The sequence below is a fragment of the Myxococcus sp. CA056 genome (assembly GCF_013336715.1).
GTDB classification, from domain to species: Bacteria; Myxococcota; Myxococcia; order Myxococcales; family Myxococcaceae; genus Myxococcus; species Myxococcus llanfairpwllgwyngyllgogerychwyrndrobwllllantysiliogogogochensis.
In genome coordinates this window covers 580962-605719 of the sequence record NZ_JABUMT010000003.1, presented here as the reverse complement: position 1 = coordinate 605719, position 24758 = coordinate 580962, and the positions used below count along the sequence as shown (strand labels likewise).

The window sequence follows — 24758 nt, the reverse complement described above, 5'->3', positions numbered from 1 at the left end:
GGCGGCGAGGGGGCGACCGCTGACGGCGGGGCTGATGGACGCTGAAAGAGGGCGTGGGGTGCGTCATCAAGACGCGGGCGCCACGCGGGAGGTGGACTGGTAGCGTGCCGCCCTGTCCACGCCCCTGGAGTGCCTCATGTCGCGCAATCGGTTCCTGACGCTGCTCACGTTGACCTCGCTCGGCGCGGGTGGGCTGACGGCGTGCGAGCGGAAGCAGGAGGTCGCAGCGCCCGCGCCGGTGGTGGCGCAGGCCGCTCCGAAGCCGAAGGGCCCCAAGCCGATGACGCCCGAGCAGCTCGCGCACTTCTTCCGCCCGCTTCCTCCGGCGAAGGATGCGAAGCCCGCGCCCAAGGACACCGAGGCGCAGGTGATGCTGGGCCGCATGCTCTTCTTCGAGCCGCGCCTGTCGAAGAACCACGACGTCTCCTGCAACACGTGCCACGGCCTGGACACCTACGGCGTGGACAACAAGGCGCTGTCGGACGGGCACAAAGGGCAGAAGGGCACGCGCAACTCGCCCACCGTCTACAACGCGGCGGGCCACATCGCGCAGTTCTGGGATGGGCGGGCGGACACGCTGGAGGCGCAGGCGTCCGGCCCCATCCTGAACCCGGTGGAGATGGCCATGCCGGACGAGCGGCGCGTGGTGGCCACGCTGTCGTCCATTCCCGAGTACGTCACGCGCTTCCGCGACGCGTTTCCCGGGGAGAAGCGGCCGGTGTCACTGACGAACGCCGCGCGCGCCATCGCCGCCTTCGAGCGGGGGCTCACCACGACCTCGCGCTTCGACCGCTTCCTCGCGGGCGAACATGCCGCGCTGACCGAACCGGAGCTGCGCGGCCTCCAGCTCTTTGTCGTCACGGGCTGCACCACGTGCCACAACGGCCCGGCGGTGGGGGGCCTGTCGTTCCAGAAGCTGGGGCTGCTGGAGGACTACCCGGGCCTGACGGACGCGGGCCGGTTCGACGCGACCAAGAACGAGGATGACCGGGGCAAGTTCCGGGTGCCCACGCTGCGTGACGTCGAGCGGACGGGACCGTACTTGCATGACGGCAGCGTGAAGGACCTGCCGACGATGGTGCGACTGATGGCGAAGCACCAGTTGGCGCGGACGCTGACGGACGGGGAGGTGGAGGACCTGGTGGCCTTCCTCACGAGCCTCACGGGGGCGCTGCCGCCCCGAGAGCGCATCGCCGCGCCGCCGCTTCCCCCCAGCACGAAGAAGACGCCCGAGGCAGATCCGTCTTGAAACGTGCTTCCCACCCCGTGCGTTGCTAAACCGCGAGCCCCATGGACCGAATGTTCTTCTACGCCCACTCAGGGCTTCGCTATCTGGTGCTGCTCGCGGGCGTGTTGGCCATCGCCTACTTCGCCTTCGGGTTCGCCACGAAGCGTCCGTTCGACAAGGGCGGACGCATCCTCGGCGCTTCCTTCGCGGGGCTGCTGCACCTCCAGGTGTTGCTCGGCATCCTCGTGCTGGTGACGCGCTTCTATTACCCGGCGCTCATTGGCCACATCGTGATGATGGTGCTGGCCGCCGTCGTCGCGCAGGTGCTCCTCTCGGTCAACCGCCGCCGTCCGCAGCCCGGCTATGCGCTGCCGCTGGTGGGCGTGGGGCTCGCCTTCGTGTTCATCATCGGTGGCATCATGGCCATCGGCCGCGGCGTGTTCACCACCACCGCGATGTGAGCCCGTGCCGCGCGGGTGGAGCCCATGGCTCCCCGCGCGGCCCTGTGTTGCTCGTCTCCGCTGGAGGGCGTGCACCGCTCCCAGCGTCGAGCAGGGCTGCTCATCAGCGTTTCCCGCGCGGCGGCACGAGTTGGCTGCCTCACGTCCCTGACTGCCTCGTGGCGCGGATGAGGCGCTCGCACGCTGTCGTGGTGGGAGCGGCTCGTTGCCGGAGCATGTTCCCTCCACACCTCCGTGCGACGCTTGTCTTCAAGGTGCCTCCTGTCGCGTGCACGGACCCGGCTCGATAGGACGCCGCCTTGGAGGCATGGCGCGGCGCCCGAGTCCTTTCGTGAGTTGGCAAACGGTGCGTCCGCTCGCGTCACGCGGCGCAAATGCTGCGCTCCCTTCTCACGATTTCCGGTGCTCCGTGCGGCCCTGAGCCGATGAGCCCCCTGGCCTCCTGGTTGCACTGATGCCGCGTGTGCCGAGCAATGGGCTCGGCTTCCCCGTGAGGAGGGGCACGCAGCAATGCGGACACGTGTGCTGGGAGGATGGCCGCGTCAGGAGCGAACGCTCGTCCCCATCATTCCGCTCCTGGCCGTGCTGGCCGCGCCGTCCGCGCTGGCGCAGGCCTCGGGACAGGGCGCGCAGCTCTTCACCCAGCGGTGCGCGACCTGCCACTCGGTGGGCGAGGGCGACCGGATTGGTCCGGACCTGCATGGGGTGCTGGAGCGTCGCGACGAAGCCTGGCTCACCCGCTTCATCAAGAGCCCGGGCGCACTCATCGACGCGGGAGACCCCGTCGCGGGCGAGCTGCTCGCGAAGTTCAACGGCGTGCGCATGCCGGACCAGTCGTTGTCCGATGCGGAGCGTGCCAGCCTCTTCGCCTTCTTCCGCGAGTGCACGCAGAAAGGGAAGGGCGGCTGCAAGCCCTCGCCCGCGGAGAAGATGGGCACGGACGCGACGCCCGAGGAAATCGCGCGGGGCCGTCGTCTCTTCGAGGGCATCGAGCCACTGACTCACGGAGGCGCAGCCTGCATCGGCTGCCACGACGTGCGTGGCCTGGGCATCGCGGGCGGCGGCACGCTGGGCCCCAACCTCACCTTCGCCTTCGCGCGCATGGGCGAGAAGGGAATGCGGCCCGCGCTCGCGAAGCTGGAGGGGCCGATGATGGGCGCGCTGTACGCGAAGGCGCCGCTCGTCGAGGAGGAGCAATACGCCCTCAAGGCCTACCTCGCGGACGCCTCTCGTGACGGCAGCCGTCCGCGCGCGGACCGCGACTTCTTCTACCTGGGCGTCGTCGGGCTGGTCGCGGCGCTGGGCTTCATCGGGGTGGTCTTCACCACGCCGTCCGCGCGAGGTCACTCGTGAGCGACTCCTTCCTCTTCTCCTTCGTCCCGTACGCGGCGGCGGGCATCGCGCTCGCGGGCATCATCCGCAAGCTGACGCTGCGTGAGGCGCCCGCGCCGGGTTCTCCCTGGACTCCCGCCGGTCGCGCGGTGCTCGCGGGCGCCGCCATCGTCGCGCTCAACCACCTGCTGGGCCTCGCCGCGCCTCGTGCGATGCAGGCCTTCAACGCCTCGCCATCGCGGCTGTTCGCGCTGGAGTCGGTGAGCCTCATCGGCGCGCTGCTGCTGGGCTGGGGCTTGTTCTCCCTGACGCTGCGCCGGGCACGCGAGGGACAGTGGGGCGCGGCGGTCGCCCTGGGGCTGGTGTTCGCCCAGGTGCTCACGGGCGTGTACGTGGCGGTGTCGCTGCGCTGGGGCTCCGCCTGGTTCGTCCACGTGGTGGTGCCGTACCTGCGCTCGGTGCTGGCCTTCCAGCCAGACTCGACGCTGATTCGCACCGCGCCGCTCGTCTTCCAGGTCCACCTGCTCACGGGCTTTGGCCTGTTGGCGCTGGCGCCCTTCTTCCGGATGAGTCGGGTGACGGCACCGGCGCGTGCTCCCGAGCCAGTCGATCCTGGGCTGCTCGCCACGCCTCGTGAGGAGACGCCATGAGCCGCGGCTCCTTCCGTGCCCTGGGCTACGCCGGTGCGCTCGCGGCGCTGAGCCTTGGGGGATGCAGTGGCCCGGTGAACAACCAGCAGGGCCACATGCCCGCGCAGCCGGTGGCTTTCTCCCATGCCGTCCACGCGGGCCAGTACGAGCTGGACTGTCAGTACTGTCACGTGGGCGCGGAGCGCAGTCGTCACGCGGGAGTGCCTTCCGCCAGCGTGTGCATGAACTGCCACACGCAGGTGAAGAAGGACTCGCCGGAGATCCAGAAGGTGGCGGCGGCGGTGGCGGCGAATGCGCCCATCGAGTGGGTGCGGGTCCACCGCCTGCCGGACCACGCCTTCTTCAACCATGCGAGCCACGTCACCGCGGGGCTGAAGTGCCAGACGTGCCACGGCCAGGTCCAGGAGATGGTGCGCGTGGAGCAGGTGGAGCCCATGACCATGGGCTGGTGCCTGGACTGTCACCGCAAGACGTCGACGGAGTCGCTGACCGCGCCAACGCCGTCCGCACCGCGCGCGGGTGAGCTGCTGGCCCTGTCTTCCGGCACGCCTCTTCCCGAGCCGTCCAAATCCCCCCGCATCCTCCGGCCGCCCTCGGATTGCTCGGGCTGCCACCGCTGAGGACCTCTCGCCATGTCCGACACCCTTCCCAAGTACTGGCAGAGCCTGGCCGAGCAGGCCACCGATGCCGCGTGGCTCGAGCAGAAGCGCGACGAGTTCCCCGAGGAACTCCCGGTGGGCGTCGCGGCCACGCCACCGGACGCGAGCAGCCGCCGCGACTTCTTCAAGATGATGGGCCTGAGCGCCGCCGCGGCCATGGTGGCCTGTCAGCGCGCGCCGGTGCAGAAGCTCATCCCCTACGTGTCCCGGCCGGACGAAGTCATCCCGGGCACGGCGCTCTGGTACGCGTCCACCTGCGAGGGCTGCTCCGCGCGCTGCGGTCTGCTGCTGAAGACGCGCGACGGCCGTCCCATCAAGGTGGAGGGCAATGACGAGCACCCCGTGTCGCGCGGAGGTGTGTGCGCGGTGGGGCAGGCGTCCGTGCTCTCGCTCTATGACGCGAGCCGCGCGCGGTTTCCTTCGCGCGCCTGCAATCGCGTGTCGTGGAAGGACCTCGATACGGAGGTGAAGACCGGGCTGCGCAAGGCGGCCGAGGAGGGCAAGTCCATCCGGCTGGTGCTGCCGTGGGTGATGGGGCCCACCGCCGAGGCGGGAGTGAAGCACTTCCTGGCCGCGCACCCGCTGGCACGCACGGTGCGGTACGAGCCGCTGGGTGAGCTGGCCGCGATAGGTGATGCCTGGCGCCTCACGCACGGCGCGCGCGTGGTGCCCGACTATCGCTTCGACCGGGCCCGGGTCATCGCCAGCTTCGGCGCCGACTTCCTGGGCACGTGGGTGTCGCCGGTGGCCTTCACGCGCCAGTACACCGAGGCGCGCGACGCGGCCGGGCGAAGGTCGATGGCGCGGCACTACCAGATTGAGCCGGTGATGACGCTCACCGGAGCCGCCGCCGACCGTCGTTTCGTGGTGGCACCCTCCGAGGTGACGCTCGTCCTGGGCGATGTGGTGCGCCGGCTCGCGGTGAAGGCGGGGCGTTCCGTCCCGGGTTTGAAGGAACTGCCGGCCTCGCGACTGGAGGAGGCCGCGCTGGACGAGCTTGTCGCCGCCCTGTGGTCGCACCGCACGGAGTCGCTGGTGGTGTGCGGCGGTGACGAGGTGGCGTCGCAGGTGCTGGCTGCGACGGCGAACGTGTTGCTCGGCAATGAAGGCACCACGGTGCTTCCGACGGAGGGCGTGGCGCTGGACGAGCAGGCCCTGTCCTACGGCGAGCTGTTGACCGAGCTGGGCGCGGGGAGCGTGGGCGCGGTGCTCTTCCTCGGCGTCAATCCCGCGCATGCGGACCCACGAGGAGACGCCTTGGGCGCGCTGTTGAAGAGCGTGCCGCTCACCGTGGCGCTCAATGACCGGCTGGATGAGACGGCGCTTCTGACGAAGCTGCATGCCCCGGCCTCCACGCCGCTGGAGTCGTGGGGTGACGCGGAGCCTCGTCGAGGTGTGCTCTCCCTGCGCCAGCCCGCGGTGGCACCGCTGCATGACACCCGGGACGCCGTGGAGTCGCTGTTGAAGTGGGCGGACGCCCCCGTGTCCCATCATGACTTCCTGCGGGCTCGCTGGGAGGTGGAGGTCTTCCCACACGCCACGCAGGCGGGGCCGTCCTTCGGTGCCTTCTGGGACGACGCGGTCCGCCGAGGTGTCGTGACCCTTCCCCTGGCACCGATGGTGCCGCTGTCCTTCCGCGAGGACGCGCTACCGAAGGTGCTGGCCTCGGTGGCCCGTCCGTCCGTGGAGTGGGAACTGGTGCTGTTCCCCTCGGTGGCGCTGCGCGACGGCGCGCTCGCGAACAACGCCTGGCTCCACGAGGTCCCAGACCCCATCACCAAGGCGACCTGGGGCAACCCCGCGCTCATCGCGCCCTCACGGGCGAAGGAGCTGGGCCTGCGCGACGGCGACGTGGTGCAGGTGCGCGTGGGCGGCGAGTCGCTGTCCCTGCCCGTGCTGGTGCAGGCGGGGACGCACCCGTCCGCGCTCGGCATCGCGGTGGGCTACGGCCGGACGCGGGCAGGGCGCATCGGCGACGGCGTGGGCACGAATGTCTTCCCGCTGGCGGCGGTGGTGGACGGGCGCGTGCGGCGCTCGGTGCCGGGGGCGACGGTGGTGGGGACGGGGGAGCGGCAGAAGCTGGCGCTCACGCAGACCCACTCGAGCCTGGAGGGACGGCCGCACGTGCGCGAGGCGGAGCTGGCCGCGTTCCTGGCGAATCCGCGCGCGGGCAACGAGGAGCACGGCGGGCATGGTGGCAACGGCGCCCATCCGCTCTCCATCTGGTCCGGCCATGAGTACAAGGGCCACCGGTGGGCGCTGGCGGTGGACTTGAGCGCGTGCACGGGCTGCTCGGCGTGCGTGGTGTCGTGCCAGGCGGAGAACAACATCCCCAGCGTGGGGCGCGAGGAGGTGCTGCGGCAGCGCGAGATGCACTGGATGCGCATCGACCGGTACTACCAGGGCGACGAGGCGAACCCCCAGGTGGTGCATCAGCCGATGATGTGCCAGCACTGCGAGAACGCGCCGTGCGAGACGGTGTGCCCGGTGCTCGCGACGGTGCACTCCAGCGAAGGGCTCAACCAGCAGGTCTACAACCGCTGCGTGGGCACGCGCTACTGCGCGAACAACTGCCCCACCAAGGTCCGCCGCTTCAACTGGTTCGACTATCCGCACGACGAGCCGCTGGAGCGGATGGTGCTCAACCCGGACGTGGTGGTGCGCAGCCGGGGTGTCATGGAGAAGTGCTCGCTCTGCGTGCAGCGCGTCCAGGAGGGCAAGGCGGCGGCAATTCGCGAGGGCCGAGCGCTGAAGGACGGCGACATCCAGACGGCCTGTCAGCAGAGCTGCCCCGCGAAGGCCATCCACTTCGGGGACGTGAATGACCCGAACAGCCGCGTGGCGAAGCTGGCGAAGGACGGGCGCGCGTTCCGGCTGCTGGAGGAGCTGAACATCGGGCCGTCCATCACCTATCTCACGAAGATCCGGAACACCGGGTCGGGAAGCGGAACATGAGCCAACAGCACCTGTCCCCGCTGCGCGTGCCGCTGGTGACCGAGCCGCGCACCCTGGGCCAGCTCACCGAGGAGATCTGCGCCCCCATGGAGCGCGCGCCCACGTGGAAGTGGTGGGCGGCGTTCGCGATAGCGGTGTCCGTGCTGGGCACGGGCGCGGGAATCGTCGCGTACCAGGTGGGCACTGGCATTGGCGTGTGGGGGTTGAACAAGACCATCGGCTGGGCGTTCGACATCACCAACTTCGTGTTCTGGGTGGGCATTGGCCACGCGGGCACGCTCATCTCCGCCATCCTCTTCCTCTTCCGGCAGAAGTGGCGCACCAGCATCAACCGCGCGGCGGAGGCGATGACGCTGTTCGCCGTCATGTGCGCGGCGCTCTTCCCCGTCATCCACATGGGACGGCCGTGGTTGGCCTTCTGGGTGCTGCCCTACCCGAATACGCGCGGCAGCCTGTGGGTGAACTTCCGCTCGCCGCTCTTGTGGGATGTGTTCGCCATCTCCACGTACTTCACGGTGTCGGCGGTGTTCTGGTACGTGGGCCTGATTCCGGACCTGGCCACGGTGCGTGACAGGTTGAAGGCGGGCGTGAAGAAGGCCGTCTTCAAGGTGCTGTCGCTGGGGTGGACGGGCTCCCACCGGACGTGGAGCCGCTACGAGACGGTGTACCTGCTGCTCGCGGGGCTGGCGACGCCGCTGGTGCTCAGTGTGCACACCATCGTTTCGATGGACTTCGCCACGTCCGTGATTCCAGGCTGGCACACCACCATCTTCCCGCCGTACTTCGTGGCCGGCGCGGTGTTCAGCGGCTTCGCGATGGTGCTGACGCTGATGATCATCACCCGCGTGGTGCTGGGCTACGAGCACCTGATTACGCTGCGCCACCTGGAGAACATGACGAAGGTCATCATCGTCACTGGTGGCCTCGTCTCGCTGGCGTATGCGACGGAGTTCTTCATCGCCTGGTACTCGGGCAATCCGTACGAGCGCTTCGCGTTCATGAACCGCGCGTTCGGCCCCTACGCGTGGGCGTATTGGATCATGGTGACGTGCAACGTGGTGTCGCCGCACCTGTTCTGGTTCAAGAAGATTCGCACGTCGCCCGCGGCCATCTTCGCACTGTCGTTGGTCATCAACGTGGGCATGTGGTTCGAGCGGTTCGTCATCATCGTGACCAGCCTGCACCGCGACTTCCTGCCCAGCAGTTGGTCCATGTACACGCCGACGATGGTGGAGGTGGGGACCTTCATCGGGACGTTCGGCCTCTTCTTCACCCTGTTCCTGTTGTTCGTGCGCGTGCTGCCCATCATCTCCATCGGCGAGGTGAAGAGCGTCCTGGGCTTCGCCAGGAGCCCTCACAATCACGCCGAGGCACCTCCCCTGGCCCCCGCGCGGGATGCGCTGGCGGAGCCCTCGTTACCCCGACTCAACCCGCCGCTGGCCATCGCCACCCGGAAGGACGTCCCCGTATGAGTACCCCGGTCCTCATCGGCTATTTCGAGCATGAGGCGCAGGTCCTGGATGCCACCCGCGCGGTGCGCGAGGCGGGCCATGATTTGCGCGACGTGTACACGCCCTATGCGGTGCACGGTCTGGATGACGCGATGGGGCTCCGGCCCAGTCGGCTCACCTGGGTGTGCTTTGGCGCGGGGCTCCTGGGCTGCACGCTTGCCTTGTCACTCCAGCTCTACACCAGCGTGGTGAGCTGGCCGCTCAACGTGGGAGGCAAGCCGTTCAACTCGTTCCCGGCCTTCATCCCGGTGACGTTCGAGCTGACGGTGTTGTTCGCCGCGCTGAGCACGGTGGCGGCGTTCCTGGTGAGGGCCCGGCTGTTTCCGGGGAACAAGCGCCCGACGTTGCCCAGGGTGACGGATGACCGGTTCGCCATCGTCATCGCACCGCGCCAGTCCCCGGAGTCGCTAGAGGCGGCCGAGGACCTGCTGCGCCGGCATGGCGCGGTGGCCACGGACTTGAGGGAGGTGGCGCCGTGAGGAAGACCTGGGTGGGATTGGCGGCGCTGGGGCTGGCCGTCGGTGGCTGTGAGCAGGACGAGACGCGCCCGAACTTCGAGTACGCGCCGGACATGGTGGCCTCGGTGCCGTACGACAGCTTCGCGCCCAACCCGAACACGGGGGACGGCAAGACGCTGCTGACTCCGGCGAAGGGCACCGTGCCGCGAGGCCACCTCCCGTTGCACCTGCTCGCCGGACCTGACGCGGCCGAGCGGGCCGGGAGCGAGCTGCGCAATCCGTATCCTTCGTCGCCCGAGGTGGTGGCGCGCGGCCAGACGGCATTCCTGCGCTACTGCTCGCCGTGCCACGGGGCCGGAGGGTTGGGGGATGGCCCGGTGACGGCGCGCTTCCCGATGCCGCCCTCGTTGCTGGCGGAGCACGCGGTGGGACTTCCCGATGGACGCATCTTCCACATCATCACCCATGGGCAGGGATTGATGCCGGCCCACGGCTCGCAGGTGGCGCCGGAGGACCGGTGGAAGCTGGTCCACTACCTGCGCACGCTCCAGAACCCCGCGCGCACGGCGCGCAAGGAAACGCCATGAGCACCCCTATCGATGCAGTCGCTACCGAGTCGCGGGGTGGCTTCGCGGTCTCGCCCGTCTTCCACCGCGCGGCGCAGGTGGCGGCGGGGGCGGGGCTGGGAGTGCTCGTGCTGGGGCTGGTGCAGGCTCCGGAGCGCGCGCTGTCGAGTCTGCTCACCAGCGGCTTCTACTTCCTGTGCCTGGGGTTGGGCGGCGCGGTGTTCCTCGCGCTGATGTACGTGGCGAACGCGGGGTGGTTCACCGTCTTCAAGCGAATCCCGGAGGCGTTCGCGTCCTATGTGCCCTGGGGCGCGGTGACGATGCTGGCGCTGCTGCCGTTCGTCACGAAGCTGTATCCGTGGGCGAAGCCAGGGGTGATGGAGACGGACCACCTGCTCCATGAGAAGGCGGCCTTCCTCAACGTTCCCTTCTTCGCGATTCGGATGGGGGTGATGTTGGCGGTGTGGGTGGGCTTCACGTGGATGTTGCGGCGCAACTCGCTGCGGCAGGACGTGGAGCATGGCGAGCCGTTGACTCGGAAGAACGTCACGGTGTCGGCGGTGTTCCTGGTGCTCTTCTCGCTGACCTTCTGCCTGGCGGCGTTCGACTGGCTGATGAGCCTGGAGCCGCACTGGTTCAGCACCATCTACGCGCTCTACAACGTGGCGGGGCTCTTGAGCTCCAGCGTGTGTGCAATCACCGTGGTGGCGGTGCTGCTGCACCGAGCAGGGGCGCTGCCTCGGCTCAACTCCAGCCATCTGCATGACCTGGGCAAACTGATGTTCGGCTTCGCCACGCTGTGGGCCTACCTCTGGTTCTCGCAGTTCATGCTCATCTGGTACGCGAACATTCCGGAGGAGACGGTCTACTTCATCGCGCGGATGCACGGCGGTTGGGAGGTGCCGTTCTATGTGAATGTGGTGCTGAACTGGGCGCTGCCGTTCGTGTTGTTGTTGCCGCGTCCCGCGAAGATGAACCCGAGCCACCTGCTGCGCGTGGCGGGAGTGCTGCTGGTGGGGCGCTGGTTGGATTTGCAGTTGATGGTGGCGCCCGCGCACCAGCCGGAGGGGCTGACGGTGGGGGTGTATGAGCTGGCGGGGTTGGTGGGGGTGGGGGCGCTGTTCACGCTGGCGGTGACTCGGGCGGTGAGGACGTCGCCGATGTTGCCGGTGGGAGACCCGTACCTGGTGGAGAGCCTGCACCACCACACCTGACGCACGACCCGAGAGAATCAAGTCCGTGGTTGCTGACCCCTTCGGGTCGCGATTCAACGCTCCTGGGCCGAGCCAGTCAGCGAGTACCCCTTGGTCCGGAATCCCGTACCGAAGCGGCTGACGAGCCTGGCCATGTGTTCGGGCGAAACATGTGACGTGACGACGCCTGTCAGACGCGGCATGCCCTTCGCGCTCACGAGCGCGGCGATGACAGCATCCAGATCGGTTCCCGCGACCTCCTCATCCTGACTCATGACCGTTGCGTCGAAGTCGAGGTGTAGCTCGGTGAGGTTGGGCAAGTCGGCGCGGCCGAGGCTGTCCGCGGTCGTGTGGTTGACCTCCAGCCGGAGCTCGCGCAAGCGCGGCAGGCGCCGAGCGACGAGACCTTGCTGCGACGCCGTGAGATCGTTGCTCAGGGTCAGAGACTCGAGTGCGGCAAGAAGCTGAGACCGTCCAAACCCGGTGAGGGTCGTGCTCGAAAGATTGCAGCTCCGCAGGCGCAGGTGGCGCAGAGCGGTCAGGTAGGGAGACGCGATGAGGGACGCGAGCTCGTCATCCTCGACTGCCCAGAGAACGAGGTGCTCGACGGTCGTCATGCGTGCCGAGCCGGCGACGATCGCGGCGGCTCCCGGGACGTCGCCCAGACCGAGATGCGCGACGGCCAGGCGCGGCGACGTGATGAGCGCCGAGAAGCCGGGGCCAGGCAAGGCCGAGTCTCCGGCATCGTCGAAGCCGAGACAGCCCTCGAGATCGAGCCCTCGAAGGCGAGACAGGCTCGAGGCCCGGGCCAGGGCGTGGCAGCCCTCTTCGCCGATCTCGGAACGTGCGAGGTCCAACCAGGCCAACGCGGGCAGGTCGAACAGACGACACAACCCCGCCGGGCCGATGCCGACGCGGGGGAGCGCGAGGCTCTCCAGACGCTCGAGACCGGCAGCCGCGAGGAGGTCGGCCAGATCATCACCCACGGGGATGTCACCATCCTGGGCGTCGGGCATCGCGAGGCCGAAGCGGCGCAAGTGGGTCATCTTGCGCCGAGCCAGCGGCTCGTATGCCTCGACCGTGTGGAGCCCGGCGGCCAGCTCGAGTTCGTCCAGGTGATGCAGGAGCGGTGACGCAAGCACCTCGGCGACCCCCGTGACACCGAGCCAGTCGCAGTCGAGGCGCAGCTCGGAGATGTCCCGTAGCCGAGAACACCGAGTGAAGGCGGGCACCAGGTCCTCGGACCCGAAACGCTCGTTGAGCCAGCCGCGATGGATGTCGATCCAGGACTCGGCGACTTCCCTCTTGATGCCGCGAGCCATGCGGCCAGCCAGGACTTCGTCGAGTCGAACGAGCCCCACCACGGACAGACGCGACTCGACGGGGACGTCATCGCGGATCAGCTGCCGCGCGGTGAGCTCAAGGGGCCAGGGCCGTTGGAGCATGGTCGGAAAAGTATTGCCGAATCTGGCGCGGCGGCAAGTGCTGGCGTACGAGAAGGAGGAGGGAGGGGTGCGAGCAATGTCACCTACGCCGAGCGCACGAAGGCAGTGCCGGTCATCGTCACCGACCCCTCGCGCATCGCAGGGGTCCGCATCACCCCGAGTACCGTCACGCGCGTGCGCGTGCGCGACACCTTTCAGCTCAAGCTCGAGGGCCGACTGGATGACGCCGAGTCAGGCCGGGTCATCGACCTGACCCCGTCGACCCTCCGCACCGTCATGCGCAGATAGTCGAGCGGCAGCATTGTGTGACGGGAGCGGATGCCCACCCGCTCCAAAATCCACGCATCCATGGTCGCGAGTCCCAGCTCCCCCAGGAAGGTATTGGTGAGGAGGTTGGGCGGGTGGAAGTGACCGAGCGCGTGCAGGAACATGGGAACCCTCTAACCCCCCACCCTGCCCATTCTCTGTCAGCGTGCTGTCACGCCCGCGCCACTCCGCGAGGCGGCCGGCCATGCGCGCGTCACGCCGGACGACTCCCGTCACGGCGCGACACGGACTGGCGCGACGGGTCGTCAGGGCTTCGCGGCGGGCTGGACGGAGAAGAAGAGAACCGAGTCACCCTTGCCGTCCACCTTCATGCCCTGAGCCTTCATCGCGGGGCTGAGGGTGTAGACCACTGGCCCCTGCAGGTTGAAGGCGGTGAGCTGGGTGCCCTCGCCCAGGACGCTCATCGTCCCCTGGTAGGTGATGGTCGTCGTCAGGGGGTTCTGCGCGTCCGAGGCCCGCTCGAGCGTGGTGGAGAGAAGGAACAGGCCGACGAGGCCGCGCGGGTCTTCGTGTATCTCCTTGAGCTGGACGCGCGTCTTGCGGAACTTCACGTCCGCGAGGTTGCCGCGCCGCAGGAGCTTCTCGAAGGCGCGCGCCACGCCGTCCAGCTTCGCGCCCACCTTCACCGGCCCCCGGGGGAAGGCAACGGCGATGGGGTCCTCCGCGCCCAGCCCCTCCAGGTCCTTGCGCACCGCCTCCGCCTCCTCTGGCGTCACCGGCTGACCCTCCGCGTCCGTCACCTCGATGCGGCCCGCCCTGAACTCACCCACGTAGGTCTTCTGGCTGACGGGGGAGAGCCGCCGCTGCTGCTGGCCCCGCGAATCCTTCGTCACCTCCACCACGTCGCCATAGGCGAGCTTCGCGCGGGTGACGACGGGCCCCTTCGCCTCGAGCACGGTGAAGACCTGCGTCTGGGCCATCTCGGTGGAGACGTCGATGGGCTCCGGCTCCGTGCCCGGCGCGGTGATGTGGAAGTCCTGCCGCATCATCATCCCCATCCGCACCTCCTCGGCCAGCCCCACCACCGCGTCCAGGCGGGTGAAGGACAGCGACCGCGCCTTGGACACGACGACCCGCGGCGGCTCGGTGGCCTCCACGGCGAGCGGTGACAGTGCCAAGAACCCCACGGCGATGACCCACGGCTCCATCCGGCGCATGTGTTCCCCTCAAGACACAATCCTTCCATGACGCGGCCATCCGCGATAGCAAATGCGCGGGACGGTGGGCACTGGGGGCGCTGTGATGACAGTCATTGGCGTTGTGTAGAGTGCGCGGCACGAGCGCCAAGGCCTCGTCCCGGGTCCACTTTCGTACGTGCAACCTGTGCGAGGCCATGTGCGGCCTGCGCATCGAGCTCCAGGAGGAGCGCATCACCTCCATCCGGGGCCCGTGTGTCCCAATGTCGCCATGCAACTGCAGGCCCGCGGCGAGCAGGAAACGGTGGACGCGATGAACGACGCGGTCATCCCGGCGCCGCAGTAAGCGGCCGGCGCTCACAAAAAATTGAATCGGTCCACGGTCGAGCGCAAGTACAGTCACCGCTGCCTTGATCAGGAGCGCCCGCCGTGACTCATGCGTTTTCGACCGCTGGATACCAACGCCTGCTCGACCTCCAATTGCGGCTGCACGCGTTCGCGGCCGACATCGTTGCCGAGTACGAACTCGACGTCGACACGCCCGACCACCCGCTCTGGGCTGCCCAGTACAACTACCTGAGCATCGCGCCGATGCGCAACGGGCTGCACGTGGAGTATTTCGGCGACGCCTGGGAAACCGCATTGGAAATGATGCTGGCGTGCCTGACCGAACAGGCGGTGGCGGACACCATCACCTCGTTGGCGTTCTCCGGTCCGGATCAGGGCGCGAACGGCACACGCGAGTGGTCCTTCGAGACACTGCTGAGCGCAGAGGTGACGTTCCCGATCCTGCGTTCGCTGTCCATCCGGCCGACCGAGCCCGATCACCACAACAGCTCGCTGATCGTCCACACGGGCACGATCATGGAGGAGGGTGGTGACATCGCACGGCTGGTGGCGAAGATGCCTTATTTGACCGAACTCACCGTGCCCAATGCGCCGGACGCGAGCATCTTCGCGCAGCCCTTGCCGCATCTGCGCGCGCTGCGCATCGGCGGCAGCTTCGACACGCAGGGGTTCATCGAGAACCTGGCGTCCGCGACGAATCTGCCCGCGCTCACGAGCCTGGACTTCACCGAGTCGACGGAACTGCAGATGACCTGGGCCAAGGACCGGGACGACGCATGCGTGACTTCGTTCGAGGCCTATGCACGCTTGCTGGCAAGCCCAGTGGGCGAGGCCTTGAAGGTGTTCATCCTGCGCAATTCGCGGCTCGACATCGACCAGTTGCAATCCCTGCGAGCGATCCGCCCGGGCCTGCAATTCATGGTGATCCAGGCCGCCCGGGGTGGCTATGTCAGCCACTTCGCCAAGCACGTCTTCCCGTGGAAGCATCTGGTGCCGGGCGACCCCGGCGTCCAGTAAGCGTTTGCCGCCGCCCACGCAAGGTGAGGTGGAGCGGCTGTCACGAGCGGAGGACGGCCGCATCGCCTATCCAACCCCAGACACTGCCGCCGCATGATGCCACCAAGGAGCCTTCCTCCCCCGAACCCCTCCGAACCAACGACACACGATTCGGGACTCGACCGGCTGGTGGGGGCTTTGGGTCAGAGGCGAGCACTGGGCCAACCAACACGGGCCCACTCAGGGAGAATCGGACGCGTGGGTGAGGGCCTTGCCGTCCTTGGGCGCGGTGAACCGCGCCTCCTCCCGTGTGAAGCGGGACTTCCTGATGGATGAGAAGTCGCCCTTCGTCCGGGAGAAGTCGAGGTCCATGACCACCTCGCCTCCCTTCACGAAGACGAGCAGGCACTCCATTTCAGGGACGTCCCTGGCGCCGGACCAATCAATGCCGAGCCACTTCCGGACCTCTTCCGCGCCCACGTAGGGCGTGAAGATGTGGAAGGTGTCCCAGTCGAAGTCCGTCACCTCCGTCAGGAGGACATCGCCCCCCGTCGCCGAGGCGGCCTGGATGCGCTGCTCCAACTTCGTGGCGAGCGCCGCGCGTTCCTTGCCTTTGCCGCAGCCGCTCATCGCCACGCTGCAAGCGAGCCACATCGTCACCGCAATCACTGATGTGCCTGTCCATCTTCCGTGTCCGCGCATGCGCGACATTCTAAACGGGGGCTACACCAGGGGGAATGGCGTCTACGGCATCGAGGCGGGCGCGCGGGAGAACTTCGGCGTGTCCGCCTGTCGGGCCGCGCGCCCGTGGTAACGGGCGGCGGTGGTGACGAGGATTGAAGCGCTGTGTCGTGCGGGAGCGTGAATCGAGACGGTGGGTCAGAAGCAGTCGTTGCCCGGATAGGGCGGGCCGAAGCCGTCGTTCACGCTCTCGACGATGTAGTACTTCACCCTGCCGTAGTAGCTCATGTCTCCCAGGCAGGTCTTGAGATGGGCGCTGTAGTAGGGGTCTCCCGAGCGAATCAGCGCGCCGTCGAGGTAGACGGTGAGCCCGCTGCTGAACGTCCCCATCGCGTCACTCGTGCGCAGGTAGCCGTCGAAGATATTGTTGCACAAGGCCCTGATTCCGGAGCCATCGACGCAGTTGAAGTACTCCTTGACGAACGCCGGACCGAAGCCGGAGCGTTGATAGGCCAGCGTGCCATTGACGTAGATCTGGGTCAGGGCGCCGCCGGTGCTCTGCGTCGACCAATAGCTCGCCAGGGCGGCGGTGCTGGCGAACGGACCGTCCTGCTGGGCCAGGGCAGGGGACGCGACGGACATGGAAAGCACAAACACCGCGAGGAACGCTTTCACAAACACTCTCCTTGGGAAGAACCGAGCGAAATTGGCGTCGGTGTGATGGATGTATAGAGGGGGAGAGGGGAGGGGGGCTCGGCCACCAGCGCACAGGAATTCGGCCGGGTGTGCAGGGGGCCGTCGGACCGGGCGGATAATGTGTGCCTCCTTACCTGGGGTGGCCCATGCGCACAGTCTTCTCCACGGACGCGGTCTCCGAGCGGGAGCGACACGAGTACTGGCAGGAAATGGCGAGCAAGGTGCTCCTGGGACTGCGGACGGAGCGGAAGACGTCCAGTCCCTTCTTCGGGCGGCTCGACCACCACGAAGCAGGGCCGTTGGGAGTGACCTATCTCCATTCCTCGGCCCAGAGTGTTCATCGAGGGGAGACGGAGATCTCCCGCGCCCCCCGGGAGTGCTACTTCCTCTGCATGCAGGTGTCGGGGGTCTGCCGACTGCGCCAGGGGCGTGAGGAGCGAATTTCCCATCCAGGAGACGTGGAGCTCTTCGACGGGACTCGGCCAGGCGAGCTTTCGTTCGACGCGGAATACCGCCGCATCGTCATCGTGGCGCCTTATGCCACGCTGCGGCCACGGCTCTCACACCCAGATGAGATGGTCGGGAGTGTGCTCCATACCCGGGAGGGCGTCGGTGCCCTGGTGTCCGCCTACCTGCGCGCCTTCGCGGAGACCCAGGTCGCCGAGCCCGTCGCGGGCTCTGTCTCGGACAACCTGCTGGAGCTCCTCGCGCTGGCCTTCAACACCCAGGGCCGCGATATCCAGACCAACGCCGCGAGCGTGCGAGAGGCCCGGAGGCACGCCCTGCGTGTCTATGTCGAGCATCACCTCGCGGAGCCATCGCTGAGCCCGGCGACGGTCGCCGCCCGTTTCCGCATGTCCACGCGCTACCTGCATGGGCTGTTCGCGGAGAGCGGTGAGAGCTTCATGCGCTGGGTCCTCTCGCGTCGCCTGGCTCGCTGCCGCAAGGCGCTCGAGGACCCGGAGATGGACGCGCGGAGCATCGCGGACATCGCCTTCAGCTGGGGCTTCATGGACCTCACGCACTTCGGCCGCGCCTTCAAGAAGGCATATGGCAGGACTCCCCGGGACTGGCGCTACGAACAAGCCCGACAGCGGTCATGACATCCGCCGAGAGAGGCGCAAGCGCCTTCCTGGGCGGCGGGTATCCGGCGTGCTTCAATCCTTGTCCCCATGAGCGAGCCCGCCACCCCTCCCGCCCCCCTCCGCGTCGCCCTGTTGGGCTACGGCTTCGCGGGCAAGTCCTTCCACGCTCCGCTGCTGCGCACCGTGGAGGGCCTGTCATTGCGCACGGTGGCGTCCAGCCGGCCTGATGACGTCCATGCGGACCTGCCGGATGTGACAGTGATTCCGGCCGCGCGCGATGCGGCCACGCACCCGGACGTGGACCTGGTCGTGGTGGCGACGCCGAACGAGACCCATGTTCCGCTCACTGAAGCCGCGCTCCGTGCCGGCAAGCACGTCGTCGTCGACAAGCCCTTCACCATTACGTTGGCGGAAGCGCGCGCCCTCTCCGCGCTCGCCCATGAGCGGGGCAGGGTGCTCTCGGTGTTCCATAACCGCCGATGGGACAGTGACTTCCTCGCGCTGAAGGCCCTGCTCACGGATGGCACCCTGGGCCGTGTCACCCATGTCGAATCGCGGTTCGACCGGTTCCGTCCAGAGGTCCGCCAGCGTTGGCGTGAGCAGCCCGTCCCCGGGGCGGGCATCTGGTTCGACCTGGGGCCCCACCTCGTGGACCAGGTCCTTCAACTGTTCGGTCTGCCCGACACCGTGGTGGGGATGCTCGCGGCCCACCGGGACGGCGCGGCCGTGGATGACTGGTGTCAGGTGACCCTCGTGTATCCCCAGCGACACGTGGTCCTCCAGGCCTCGATGCTCATCGCCGGAGGGCTGCCGCGCTTCGCGGTGCATGGCACCCGGGGCTCCTGGCTGAAGTACGGGATGGACACGCAGGCGGACCGGCTCATCGCGGGAGAACTTCCGGGTGCGTCGGACTGGGGCGAGGACGCTACTCCTGGGCGCGTCATCGTCGGAGGCTCCAGCGAGGCCCGGACGACGTCGACGCCTCGTGGGGATTACCGCCAGTTCTACGCGGGCATTCGCGACGCCGTGCGAGGCACCAGGCGCAATCCGGTGACACCCCTGGATGCGGTGGCAGTGGCCGCCGTGCTGGACGCGGCCGTCCTGTCGTCTCGGACCGGCCGCGCATGCACGCTCGACCTCACCTCGGAAGAGCGAGGCGCCTTCTCCGATGGTTGTGATTTGACGACCAGTTGATGGGGGGCCAACACGGACCTGTTAGGTGAATTGCTCCTGCAATCCCGTGGGACATGCACCGAGGAGGTTCGTGGATGAGAAGCGCATTCGTGGTGGCTTCAGCCGTGGTGGTCTCGATGGTCGCGTGTGGTGGGGCACCCGGCGACGAGGCACTGGACGCCACCGTCCAGCCGGCCTCGGCAGAGGCTCAGTGGACGGAGGTGGAGCGAGGCGTCTGGGAGCGGCCGAGGGTCGGCGGTGGCCATGAGCGTGTCGGCTTTGGCGTCGAGGGCCTCGAGTACGTGCTGCGGAAGACTCGCGCCGAGCGGGAGTCCCTGCTCAAGCAGGCCCCGCGGTCCTCGGCGGCTCGGCTCGAAGCCAACGCGCGGAGCCTCCAGGCCCTGGAGGCCCAGCTCCGCGAGGCCTCTGCTCCAGGGGGCTCGCTGCCTCCTCCCGTCTTGCCGCCCAAGGTCTCCAGCCCACCGGGGCGCGCCGCGAGCTTCGGGCTCGATTTCTGCGGGGGCGTCTTCGAGCCCGACGTCCTCTTCAACAACGCGCCTCACCTGTTGGTGGGTGAAGTCACCGCGAAGGGACGCTGGACGGAGCCGGCGCCTTACGCGACCAACATCAAGACGCTGTACACCTATGTCTACGCGGCGGCCTTGGACATGGGGCCGGGCTACTATGACGAGGACTACAGCATGGAAGGCCCGTTCTCCGGCTCGTGCTGTGCCTCTATCGAGACCTTCGGCGGCATCGCTCCGACCGGGATGGCGTACCTGCTGGGACGGGTCACCATCACCAGCACGAATGGTTGCTCGGACCAGCGGGTCTATGAGGCCACGAGTTACTGAGCGGACGCACCGGGCGCGCGAGCGTCCACTGGACGGGGAGGGGAGTTGCCTGTTCGCCCCGACCCGTCCACCTCCTGCTACGGTGCGCGGCGGATTCCACCGCTCGCCCCCGCGAGCCGAGAGGCACATTTCCTTGAGCACGAAGAAGCCCGGCCGCAATGACCCGTGTCCCTGTGGCAGTGGCAAGAAGTACAAGGCCTGCCACGCCGCCGAGGACCGCACGCGTGCCGCGCCTCCCGCCGATGTTTCCAGTCCGCTCGAAGAGGACTTCCGCGCCGCGATGGAGCTGCTCAAGAACCCGGACGTCGGCGACCTGTCCGCCGCGCTGGACCGAGTGGCCCGCCTGCTGGCCGAGTGGGGCCCCGTGCCCGGCCTGCGCTTCGACGCCGAGTCCTTCGACAAGCACGTGGGTGCGGCCCTCGCGCGCATCTCCGAGGACGAGGTCCTGGACGCGTCGAGCGCGCGTCGGGAGCTGCTGGTGAGCACGGTGAAGGCCCTCGCCACGAAGTCCTTCCTGGAGAAGCTGACAGCCGCGCTGCACGGCCGCGCTGGAGAGCCGGGGCGTTCCTCGGAGGACCGGCGAGCCCTTCGCGCGGCCAGCCTGCTCGCCGCCGCGTCGAAGCGGGTGGGCAAGACGCGCATGGAGGACAACCCCGTCCTCGACCTCGTGTTCGACGTCCAGTTCCGCGAGTGGAGCACCCACCACAAGGAGTGGATGGCGAAGTACGAAGCGCTGGCGAGCGGGATGGATGAGGCCTCGCTGTCCGAAGAGGCTCGCAAGGCGCTCCAACAGGCCCGCGAGGGTGATGTGGATGCGCTGGTGGACTACGTGAAGGAAGACCCGGGCCTGGCCGAGCGCATCGTTCGCGAAGCCAAGGAGCGCGCCACCCGCGTCGAGATGAAGTTGCGCGAGCCGTCCACGCCGCCCGTGTTCGCTCCCGAGGAGGAGCTGTGGCTCACCTGTGTCCTCTGGGAGCCAATGCAGGCCCTCAAGGGACTGCCCCCGGACTCAGCGCCCCCGGTGCGGCGCGAGGCGGTGACGGCGCTCCTGCGGGGCGTGAAGGGCGCGCTCGACGAGGAGTTCCTCAAGGGAATGCTGGGGCGCATGCGCGAGAAGGCCCAGGATGCCTCGGTGGATGAGGCCCTGCGTGGCTGGTACGCGGATGCCGCCATCGCCTTCGAGGCCGAGCCCGCGCGCATGTCCCTTGCCGCGCTGCTCACCGCGAGGCAGGAAGCGGCGGGGCGCTCCGCCGAGGAGATGGTGGCGCTGGCGGACCTCAAGGCGCTCACCACCTGGACGCCGGAGAGCTTCGAGCCCTATCGACAGCTCCTGCTTCAGATGGGGCTGCCCGCCTCCGCTGAGCGCATCGCCCGCTGCCAGGAATGGCTGCGGACCCATCCCGTGGAGCTGCGCGCCGCTCCTACGGAATGACGTGGATGCCGCGAGTGGCTCCCGGTGGAGCCCCGCCAGTCCGCCTCACGGCGTCGAGCCGCTGTCTCCCGGGCTCGACGAATCCGCGGCCAGCATGGCGACGCGCCGGGCCGCCTTGAGCAACTCGTCGGAGACCGCAGTGCCCGCCGTCGCCTTCGCCAGCGTCAGCGTGCCCACGCACAGCGCATACGTCGCCAGCGCCCGCTCCCGTGCACTGGCGCGCTCATCCGAGGGCAGGTGTCTGGCGAACGTCTCCGCCGTCAGATTCAGCTCGTGCGCCAGCGCCTCCTTCAGGTCCGCATCTCCGCGCACCACGTCGGACAGCACGGCGGGCAGGGCGCACACGGGGACCTCGGCGTCCCGGTGGGCCCGCGAAAGGTAGCGCCGCACCAGGTGGCTCAACCACTCCGCGCCCTTCAGGTCCTCCAGCCCCTGCGGCCAGTCCACGCGCTGTCGGCTCATGATGCGCTGGAGTGATTCGATGAGCAGCGCCTGCTTCGAGCCGAAGTGCGCATAGAAGCCGCCCACCGTCAGGCCCGCCGCGCGCATCACCGTGTCCACGCTCGTCCCCAGGAAGCCCTTCTGGCGGAACAACCCTCCTGCCGCTTCCAGGATTCGCTCGTGCGTGGACTGCTTCTGCTCCGGGGGATGGGGCATCCGAATCTCACCTCGCTGTACACCATTATACACGTCATCGCGTCGCCCGCCGCCCTTTGACGGGGACCGCCCGCCTGCCCGCCGCCTTCACATTGCGACCATATTACGAGCATAATATGGTTGCTTCACACGGGCGGGCGTGGAGCCACCCCGCGAATGGAGGGCTCGTCGATGGATGCCTACATCTTGGATGCGGTCCGTACCCCTCGTGCCCGAGCCAAACCCGGCAAGGGCGCGCTCAGCGGACTGCACCCGCAGGAGTTGCTGGCGCAGACGTTGAAACAGCTTCCGCTGCGCACGGGCGTGGACGTCGCGGACGTGGATGACGTGGTGGTGGGCGTCGTGTCGCAAATCGAGGCGCAGGGCGCGAACATCGCGCGCAACGCGGTGCTCGCCGCGGGGTGGCCCATCAGCATCCCGGGCTTCAGCCTCAACCGCTTCTGCGGCTCGGGCCTCCAGGCCCTGTCACTGGCGGCCATGGGGGTGGCGTCCGGCGCCCAGCAGCTGGTCGTCGCGGGTGGCGTCGAACAGATGAGCCGCTACGGTCTCAACGCGGATGGCGGCGGAACAGATGGTGGAAACGTCGACCTGCGCCGGCGCTTCTTCCAGGTCCCCCAGGGCATCTCCGCCGACCTCATCGCCACGCTGGAAGGCTTCACCCGGCAGGAGCTGGATGCCTTCGGCCTGCGCTCGCAACAGCTCGCCGTGCGAGCCCAGGCGGAGGGACGGTTCCAGCGCGGCCTGTTCCCCGTGAAGCATCCCCAGACGGGAGAGGTGTTGCTGGCGGTGGATGACCACCCGCGCGCGGACACGACCGCCGAGAAGCTGGCCGCGCTCGCGCCCGCCTTCACCCAGTTGGGGGCTCGGGCCGAGGGGCCCGACGGTGAGACGCTGGATGCACTGGCGCTCCGGGCCTATCCCCGGGCAGGCGCGGTGCGCCACCTGCACACGGCGGGCACCGCGAGTGGTATCGCGGACGGCGCGGGCGCCATCCTCGTGGCGTCGAAGGACTACGTGCGCGCGCACGGCTTGAAGCCGAGGGCTCGCGTGCGGGCCGTCTCCGCCGTGGGCAGTGACCCCGTCCTCATGCTGACGGGGCCGGCGCTCGCGGCGCGCAAGGCGCTGGACTCCGCGGGGCTCAAGGCGCGCGACATCGACCTCTGGGAAATCAACGAGGCGTTCGCGGCGGTGGTGCTACAGACGGCGCGGGCGCTGGAGATCGACCTGGACCAGGTCAACGTCAACGGAGGCGCCATCGCCCTGGGCCACCCGCTGGGCGCGACGGGGAGCATCCTGGTGGGGACCGCCCTGGATGAGCTCGAGCGACGGGGCCAATCGCTGGCGCTGGTGACGTTGTGCACCAGCGGCGGGCAAGCGGTGGCGGTGATTCTCGAGCGCGGCTGAACCGAACTGGCCGAGCAACATCAACAGCATCATGGGTGTGCCTCCCCAGGGGGGACCTGGGGCTCCGGAAGGTGACGTCGAAGGAGTCCCAGTCCCTCAGTGGGCGAGTGACGGCGAGGCCGCGCTGGTCTCCATGAGCGCGGACTTCCGCGCGGGGGTCCGTGCGGCGGTCTCCAGGTCCACCAGGCCCTTCTCGAGCTGCTTGCCGATGAAGGACTCCATGAGTCCGAAGGCCATCATCGCCTTGCCCATGAAGGTGTTCGGACCGGACATGCTCCAGGTGACGCGCGTGCCCTTCTCGACGGCTTCGAGCACGAAGCTCGCCTGGTTGACGGCGGCGAAGGGCTCGATGAACTCCAGACGGATGTCGATGCGCTCACCCGGCTTGGTCGCCAGGATTTCCATCCGGCCCACGCCGATGTTCCGGTTCCCCTTGTACAGGTAGCTGGCGCCGACTCCCTCCGCGGGGCCCTCGTACGTGCGCTCCATGTTCGGGTCGACGTTCTCGTAGGGCGACCACTGGCGCCACAGGGAGAAGTTGTTGATGAGCGCGTAGACGGCGTCGGGTGACGCATCGAGTTGCCGCGTCCGGGAGATGTGGAAGCTGTCCGGGCGGGTGGCGATGAAGGCAAGCACGCCGACGATGAGCACAACGACAGCGATACCAATGAGCTTGGCCATGTGAACGACTCCTGATGGGGTGTTGGGAAAAGGGGAGGCTCCGGGGTCTCCGGTCAGCCGCCTCGGTGGGTATGAATCCCGGCTTCAATGCGACGACGAATGGGCTTCGAGGGGATCGACACGACCCCTGTTTTTCACCATCCGAGGCGCGCAACCAGCTGGAACCATTGGTGATTTCGCCGTCGGAAAAATGCCCGGATTAATCCAGGGCCGGCCGCGACATCGCGGTCGGACGGGGTCGCATACCCGGAGCGCGGGTGGGTCATGCCGCGGTGTCGATCCGCCGGTGTCTCGTTCGTCGCGAGGATGGAGCTTCGGCTCATGGCGGAGGGGCACGCCGTCGGATGCGTGCCTTTGGGACCGACGAGGAGATGCGACGATGAGATTCATGCTGCTGCTGAAGGCGAGCCAGGACACCGAGGCGGGAGCGCTCCAGGGCGAGGCACTTACCACCGAGATGGAGCGCTACAATGAAGCGCTGGTGAGGGCCGGGGTCCTCCTGGATGCGGCGGGCCTTCATCCCAGTTCTCGCGGCGCGCGCATTGATTTCTCACAAGGCAAGCGGACGGTGACGAACGGGCCTTTCACCGAGACGAACGAGCTGATTGCTGGATTCTGGATGATTCAGGTGAAGTCGCGGGAGGAGGCCCTGGAGTGGGCGCGGAGATGTCCGCACCCGGAGGGGAGCGCGGATTCGCGAATCGAGCTGCGCCAGGTGTTCGAGCCGTCTGACTTCCCCACGGAGTCCCAGGAGCCGACGGAGCTGGAGTTGCGCGCGTCGCGCTCGCGGTCCTGAGTCGAAACGTGCTCCACTGAGGGGATTCGCGGGA

The 24758-nt window shown here is 68.2% G+C and carries 24 protein-coding genes; 17 read left to right on the top strand and 7 right to left on the bottom strand.

What is annotated here, in order from left to right; translation table 11 throughout:
• Window positions 1-136 precede the first annotated feature (136 nt).
• The 10 genes from HUA76_RS16950 to HUA76_RS16905 all read left to right on the top strand — a co-directional run bounded on the left by HUA76_RS16950 (window position 137) and on the right by HUA76_RS16905 (window position 11034).
• Window positions 137-1249 carry a cytochrome-c peroxidase gene (locus tag HUA76_RS16950; protein WP_174461465.1) on the top strand — a complete coding sequence of 371 codons (1113 nt, stop codon included), beginning with the start codon at window positions 137-139 and terminating at the stop codon, window positions 1247-1249.
• 41 nt (window positions 1250-1290) lie between these two features.
• On the top strand, window positions 1291-1689 hold the full coding sequence (locus HUA76_RS16945; protein WP_141648060.1) for a hypothetical protein: 399 nt from the start codon (window positions 1291-1293) through the stop codon (window positions 1687-1689).
• Between the two features lie 510 nt (window positions 1690-2199).
• A complete protein-coding gene (locus tag HUA76_RS16940; RefSeq protein ID WP_174461464.1) occupies window positions 2200-3042 on the top strand; it encodes a c-type cytochrome in 843 nt (280 codons plus the stop codon).
• Entirely contained in the window at window positions 3039-3671 is a 633-nt protein-coding gene (locus tag HUA76_RS16935) for a respiratory nitrate reductase subunit gamma (RefSeq protein WP_174461463.1), read from the top strand. The genes HUA76_RS16940 and HUA76_RS16935 overlap by 4 nt, the downstream gene beginning before the upstream one ends.
• Complete coding sequence (locus HUA76_RS16930) at window positions 3668-4291, top strand: cytochrome c3 family protein (RefSeq protein WP_174461462.1); 624 nt, start codon at window positions 3668-3670, stop codon at window positions 4289-4291. The genes HUA76_RS16935 and HUA76_RS16930 overlap by 4 nt, the downstream gene beginning before the upstream one ends.
• A gap of 12 nt (window positions 4292-4303) precedes the next feature.
• A complete protein-coding gene (locus HUA76_RS16925; protein WP_174461461.1) occupies window positions 4304-7285 on the top strand; it encodes a TAT-variant-translocated molybdopterin oxidoreductase in 2982 nt (993 codons plus the stop codon).
• Window positions 7282-8757: an NrfD/PsrC family molybdoenzyme membrane anchor subunit gene (gene nrfD / locus HUA76_RS16920; RefSeq protein ID WP_174453169.1), complete on the top strand. Its 1476-nt coding sequence runs from the start codon at window positions 7282-7284 to the stop codon at window positions 8755-8757. Before HUA76_RS16925 ends, nrfD begins: the two co-directional genes overlap by 4 nt.
• Window positions 8754-9275 (top strand): DUF3341 domain-containing protein, encoded by a 522-nt coding sequence (locus HUA76_RS16915; RefSeq protein WP_174453170.1) that lies wholly within the window; start codon window positions 8754-8756, stop codon window positions 9273-9275. The genes nrfD and HUA76_RS16915 overlap by 4 nt, the downstream gene beginning before the upstream one ends.
• Entirely contained in the window at window positions 9272-9841 is a 570-nt protein-coding gene (locus tag HUA76_RS16910; protein WP_174453171.1) for a cytochrome c, read from the top strand. The genes HUA76_RS16915 and HUA76_RS16910 overlap by 4 nt, the downstream gene beginning before the upstream one ends.
• Window positions 9838-11034, top strand: a complete 1197-nt coding sequence (locus HUA76_RS16905) for a hypothetical protein (protein ID WP_174453172.1) — start codon at window positions 9838-9840, stop codon at window positions 11032-11034. Before HUA76_RS16910 ends, HUA76_RS16905 begins: the two co-directional genes overlap by 4 nt.
• A 53-nt stretch (window positions 11035-11087) precedes the next feature.
• On the opposite strand, the gene HUA76_RS16900 is transcribed toward HUA76_RS16905, so the two are convergent.
• From HUA76_RS16900 to HUA76_RS16890, 3 genes are all read right to left on the bottom strand, one after another.
• Window positions 11088-12458 (bottom strand): hypothetical protein, encoded by a 1371-nt coding sequence (locus tag HUA76_RS16900; protein WP_174461460.1) that lies wholly within the window; start codon window positions 12456-12458, stop codon window positions 11088-11090.
• Between the two features lie 194 nt (window positions 12459-12652).
• On the bottom strand, window positions 12653-12889 hold the full coding sequence (locus tag HUA76_RS45350; protein ID WP_254614265.1) for a hypothetical protein: 237 nt from the start codon (window positions 12887-12889) through the stop codon (window positions 12653-12655).
• A gap of 141 nt (window positions 12890-13030) precedes the next feature.
• A complete protein-coding gene (locus HUA76_RS16890; RefSeq protein WP_174461459.1) occupies window positions 13031-13942 on the bottom strand; it encodes a hypothetical protein in 912 nt (303 codons plus the stop codon).
• A gap of 408 nt (window positions 13943-14350) precedes the next feature.
• Here HUA76_RS16890 and HUA76_RS16885 point away from each other — a divergent pair, with 408 nt between their 5' ends.
• On the top strand, window positions 14351-15286 hold the full coding sequence (locus HUA76_RS16885; RefSeq protein ID WP_174453175.1) for a hypothetical protein: 936 nt from the start codon (window positions 14351-14353) through the stop codon (window positions 15284-15286).
• A 219-nt stretch (window positions 15287-15505) separates the two neighbouring features.
• On the opposite strand, the gene HUA76_RS16880 is transcribed toward HUA76_RS16885, so the two are convergent.
• Together HUA76_RS16880 and HUA76_RS16875 are read right to left on the bottom strand one after the other, a co-directional pair.
• Complete coding sequence (locus HUA76_RS16880; RefSeq protein ID WP_254614264.1) at window positions 15506-15919, bottom strand: hypothetical protein; 414 nt, start codon at window positions 15917-15919, stop codon at window positions 15506-15508.
• A 225-nt stretch (window positions 15920-16144) separates the two neighbouring features.
• Window positions 16145-16588: a hypothetical protein gene (locus tag HUA76_RS16875; protein WP_174453176.1), complete on the bottom strand. Its 444-nt coding sequence runs from the start codon at window positions 16586-16588 to the stop codon at window positions 16145-16147.
• Window positions 16589-16788: 200 nt separating this feature from the next.
• Between HUA76_RS16875 and HUA76_RS16870 the strand changes: the two genes are divergently transcribed.
• The 4 genes from HUA76_RS16870 (at window position 16789) to HUA76_RS16855 (ending at window position 21186) form a co-directional block, all read left to right on the top strand.
• The gene (locus HUA76_RS16870; RefSeq protein ID WP_174461458.1) at window positions 16789-17745 is read left to right on the top strand and encodes a helix-turn-helix domain-containing protein; all 957 of its coding nucleotides are present in this window, start codon (window positions 16789-16791) and stop codon (window positions 17743-17745) included.
• Window positions 17746-17814: 69 nt separating this feature from the next.
• The gene (locus HUA76_RS16865) at window positions 17815-18921 is read left to right on the top strand and encodes an oxidoreductase (protein WP_174461457.1); all 1107 of its coding nucleotides are present in this window, start codon (window positions 17815-17817) and stop codon (window positions 18919-18921) included.
• A 74-nt stretch (window positions 18922-18995) separates the two neighbouring features.
• Window positions 18996-19754: a hypothetical protein gene (locus tag HUA76_RS16860; RefSeq protein ID WP_174461456.1), complete on the top strand. Its 759-nt coding sequence runs from the start codon at window positions 18996-18998 to the stop codon at window positions 19752-19754.
• Window positions 19755-19887: 133 nt separating this feature from the next.
• The gene (locus tag HUA76_RS16855; protein ID WP_174461455.1) at window positions 19888-21186 is read left to right on the top strand and encodes an SEC-C metal-binding domain-containing protein; all 1299 of its coding nucleotides are present in this window, start codon (window positions 19888-19890) and stop codon (window positions 21184-21186) included.
• 45 nt (window positions 21187-21231) lie between these two features.
• Here the strand turns inward: HUA76_RS16855 and HUA76_RS16850 are convergent, their stop codons facing one another.
• Window positions 21232-21843 carry a TetR/AcrR family transcriptional regulator gene (locus HUA76_RS16850; protein WP_141645459.1) on the bottom strand — a complete coding sequence of 204 codons (612 nt, stop codon included), beginning with the start codon at window positions 21841-21843 and terminating at the stop codon, window positions 21232-21234.
• A 171-nt stretch (window positions 21844-22014) separates the two neighbouring features.
• On the opposite strand from HUA76_RS16850, the gene HUA76_RS16845 reads away from it, so the two are divergent.
• Window positions 22015-23247 (top strand): acetyl-CoA C-acyltransferase, encoded by a 1233-nt coding sequence (locus tag HUA76_RS16845; RefSeq protein ID WP_174461454.1) that lies wholly within the window; start codon window positions 22015-22017, stop codon window positions 23245-23247.
• 96 nt (window positions 23248-23343) lie between these two features.
• Here the strand turns inward: HUA76_RS16845 and HUA76_RS16840 are convergent, their stop codons facing one another.
• A complete protein-coding gene (locus HUA76_RS16840) occupies window positions 23344-23928 on the bottom strand; it encodes an SRPBCC family protein (RefSeq protein ID WP_174461453.1) in 585 nt (194 codons plus the stop codon).
• A 379-nt stretch (window positions 23929-24307) separates the two neighbouring features.
• Here HUA76_RS16840 and HUA76_RS16835 point away from each other — a divergent pair, with 379 nt between their 5' ends.
• A complete protein-coding gene (locus HUA76_RS16835) occupies window positions 24308-24724 on the top strand; it encodes a YciI family protein (protein WP_174461452.1) in 417 nt (138 codons plus the stop codon).
• Window positions 24725-24758 lie beyond the last annotated feature (34 nt).

What these genes read in the sequence shown, in the direction of transcription:
- HUA76_RS16865 (WP_174461457.1), top strand. Translation starts at nt 17,815, where the DNA reads ATGAGCGAGCCCGCCACCCCTCCCGCCCCCCTCCGCGTCGCCCTGTTG.
- HUA76_RS16870 (WP_174461458.1), top strand. Translation starts at nt 16,789, where the DNA reads ATGCGCACAGTCTTCTCCACGGACGCGGTCTCCGAGCGGGAGCGACAC.
- nrfD (WP_174453169.1), top strand. Translation starts at nt 7,282, where the DNA reads ATGAGCCAACAGCACCTGTCCCCGCTGCGCGTGCCGCTGGTGACCGAG.
- HUA76_RS16835 (WP_174461452.1), top strand. Translation starts at nt 24,308, where the DNA reads ATGAGATTCATGCTGCTGCTGAAGGCGAGCCAGGACACCGAGGCGGGA.
- HUA76_RS16950 (WP_174461465.1), top strand. Translation starts at nt 137, where the DNA reads ATGTCGCGCAATCGGTTCCTGACGCTGCTCACGTTGACCTCGCTCGGC.
- HUA76_RS16945 (WP_141648060.1), top strand. Translation starts at nt 1,291, where the DNA reads ATGGACCGAATGTTCTTCTACGCCCACTCAGGGCTTCGCTATCTGGTG.
- HUA76_RS16875 (WP_174453176.1), bottom strand. Translation starts at nt 16,588, where the DNA reads ATGTCCGTCGCGTCCCCTGCCCTGGCCCAGCAGGACGGTCCGTTCGCC.
- HUA76_RS16930 (WP_174461462.1), top strand. Translation starts at nt 3,668, where the DNA reads ATGAGCCGCGGCTCCTTCCGTGCCCTGGGCTACGCCGGTGCGCTCGCG.
- HUA76_RS16890 (WP_174461459.1), bottom strand. Translation starts at nt 13,942, where the DNA reads ATGCGCCGGATGGAGCCGTGGGTCATCGCCGTGGGGTTCTTGGCACTG.
- HUA76_RS16860 (WP_174461456.1), top strand. Translation starts at nt 18,996, where the DNA reads ATGAGAAGCGCATTCGTGGTGGCTTCAGCCGTGGTGGTCTCGATGGTC.
- HUA76_RS16900 (WP_174461460.1), bottom strand. Translation starts at nt 12,458, where the DNA reads ATGCTCCAACGGCCCTGGCCCCTTGAGCTCACCGCGCGGCAGCTGATC.
- HUA76_RS16915 (WP_174453170.1), top strand. Translation starts at nt 8,754, where the DNA reads ATGAGTACCCCGGTCCTCATCGGCTATTTCGAGCATGAGGCGCAGGTC.
- HUA76_RS16850 (WP_141645459.1), bottom strand. Translation starts at nt 21,843, where the DNA reads ATGCCCCATCCCCCGGAGCAGAAGCAGTCCACGCACGAGCGAATCCTG.
- HUA76_RS16840 (WP_174461453.1), bottom strand. Translation starts at nt 23,928, where the DNA reads ATGGCCAAGCTCATTGGTATCGCTGTCGTTGTGCTCATCGTCGGCGTG.
- HUA76_RS16905 (WP_174453172.1), top strand. Translation starts at nt 9,838, where the DNA reads ATGAGCACCCCTATCGATGCAGTCGCTACCGAGTCGCGGGGTGGCTTC.
- HUA76_RS16925 (WP_174461461.1), top strand. Translation starts at nt 4,304, where the DNA reads ATGTCCGACACCCTTCCCAAGTACTGGCAGAGCCTGGCCGAGCAGGCC.
- HUA76_RS16845 (WP_174461454.1), top strand. Translation starts at nt 22,015, where the DNA reads ATGGATGCCTACATCTTGGATGCGGTCCGTACCCCTCGTGCCCGAGCC.
- HUA76_RS16940 (WP_174461464.1), top strand. Translation starts at nt 2,200, where the DNA reads ATGCGGACACGTGTGCTGGGAGGATGGCCGCGTCAGGAGCGAACGCTC.
- HUA76_RS16880 (WP_254614264.1), bottom strand. Translation starts at nt 15,919, where the DNA reads ATGTGGCTCGCTTGCAGCGTGGCGATGAGCGGCTGCGGCAAAGGCAAG.
- HUA76_RS45350 (WP_254614265.1), bottom strand. Translation starts at nt 12,889, where the DNA reads ATGTTCCTGCACGCGCTCGGTCACTTCCACCCGCCCAACCTCCTCACC.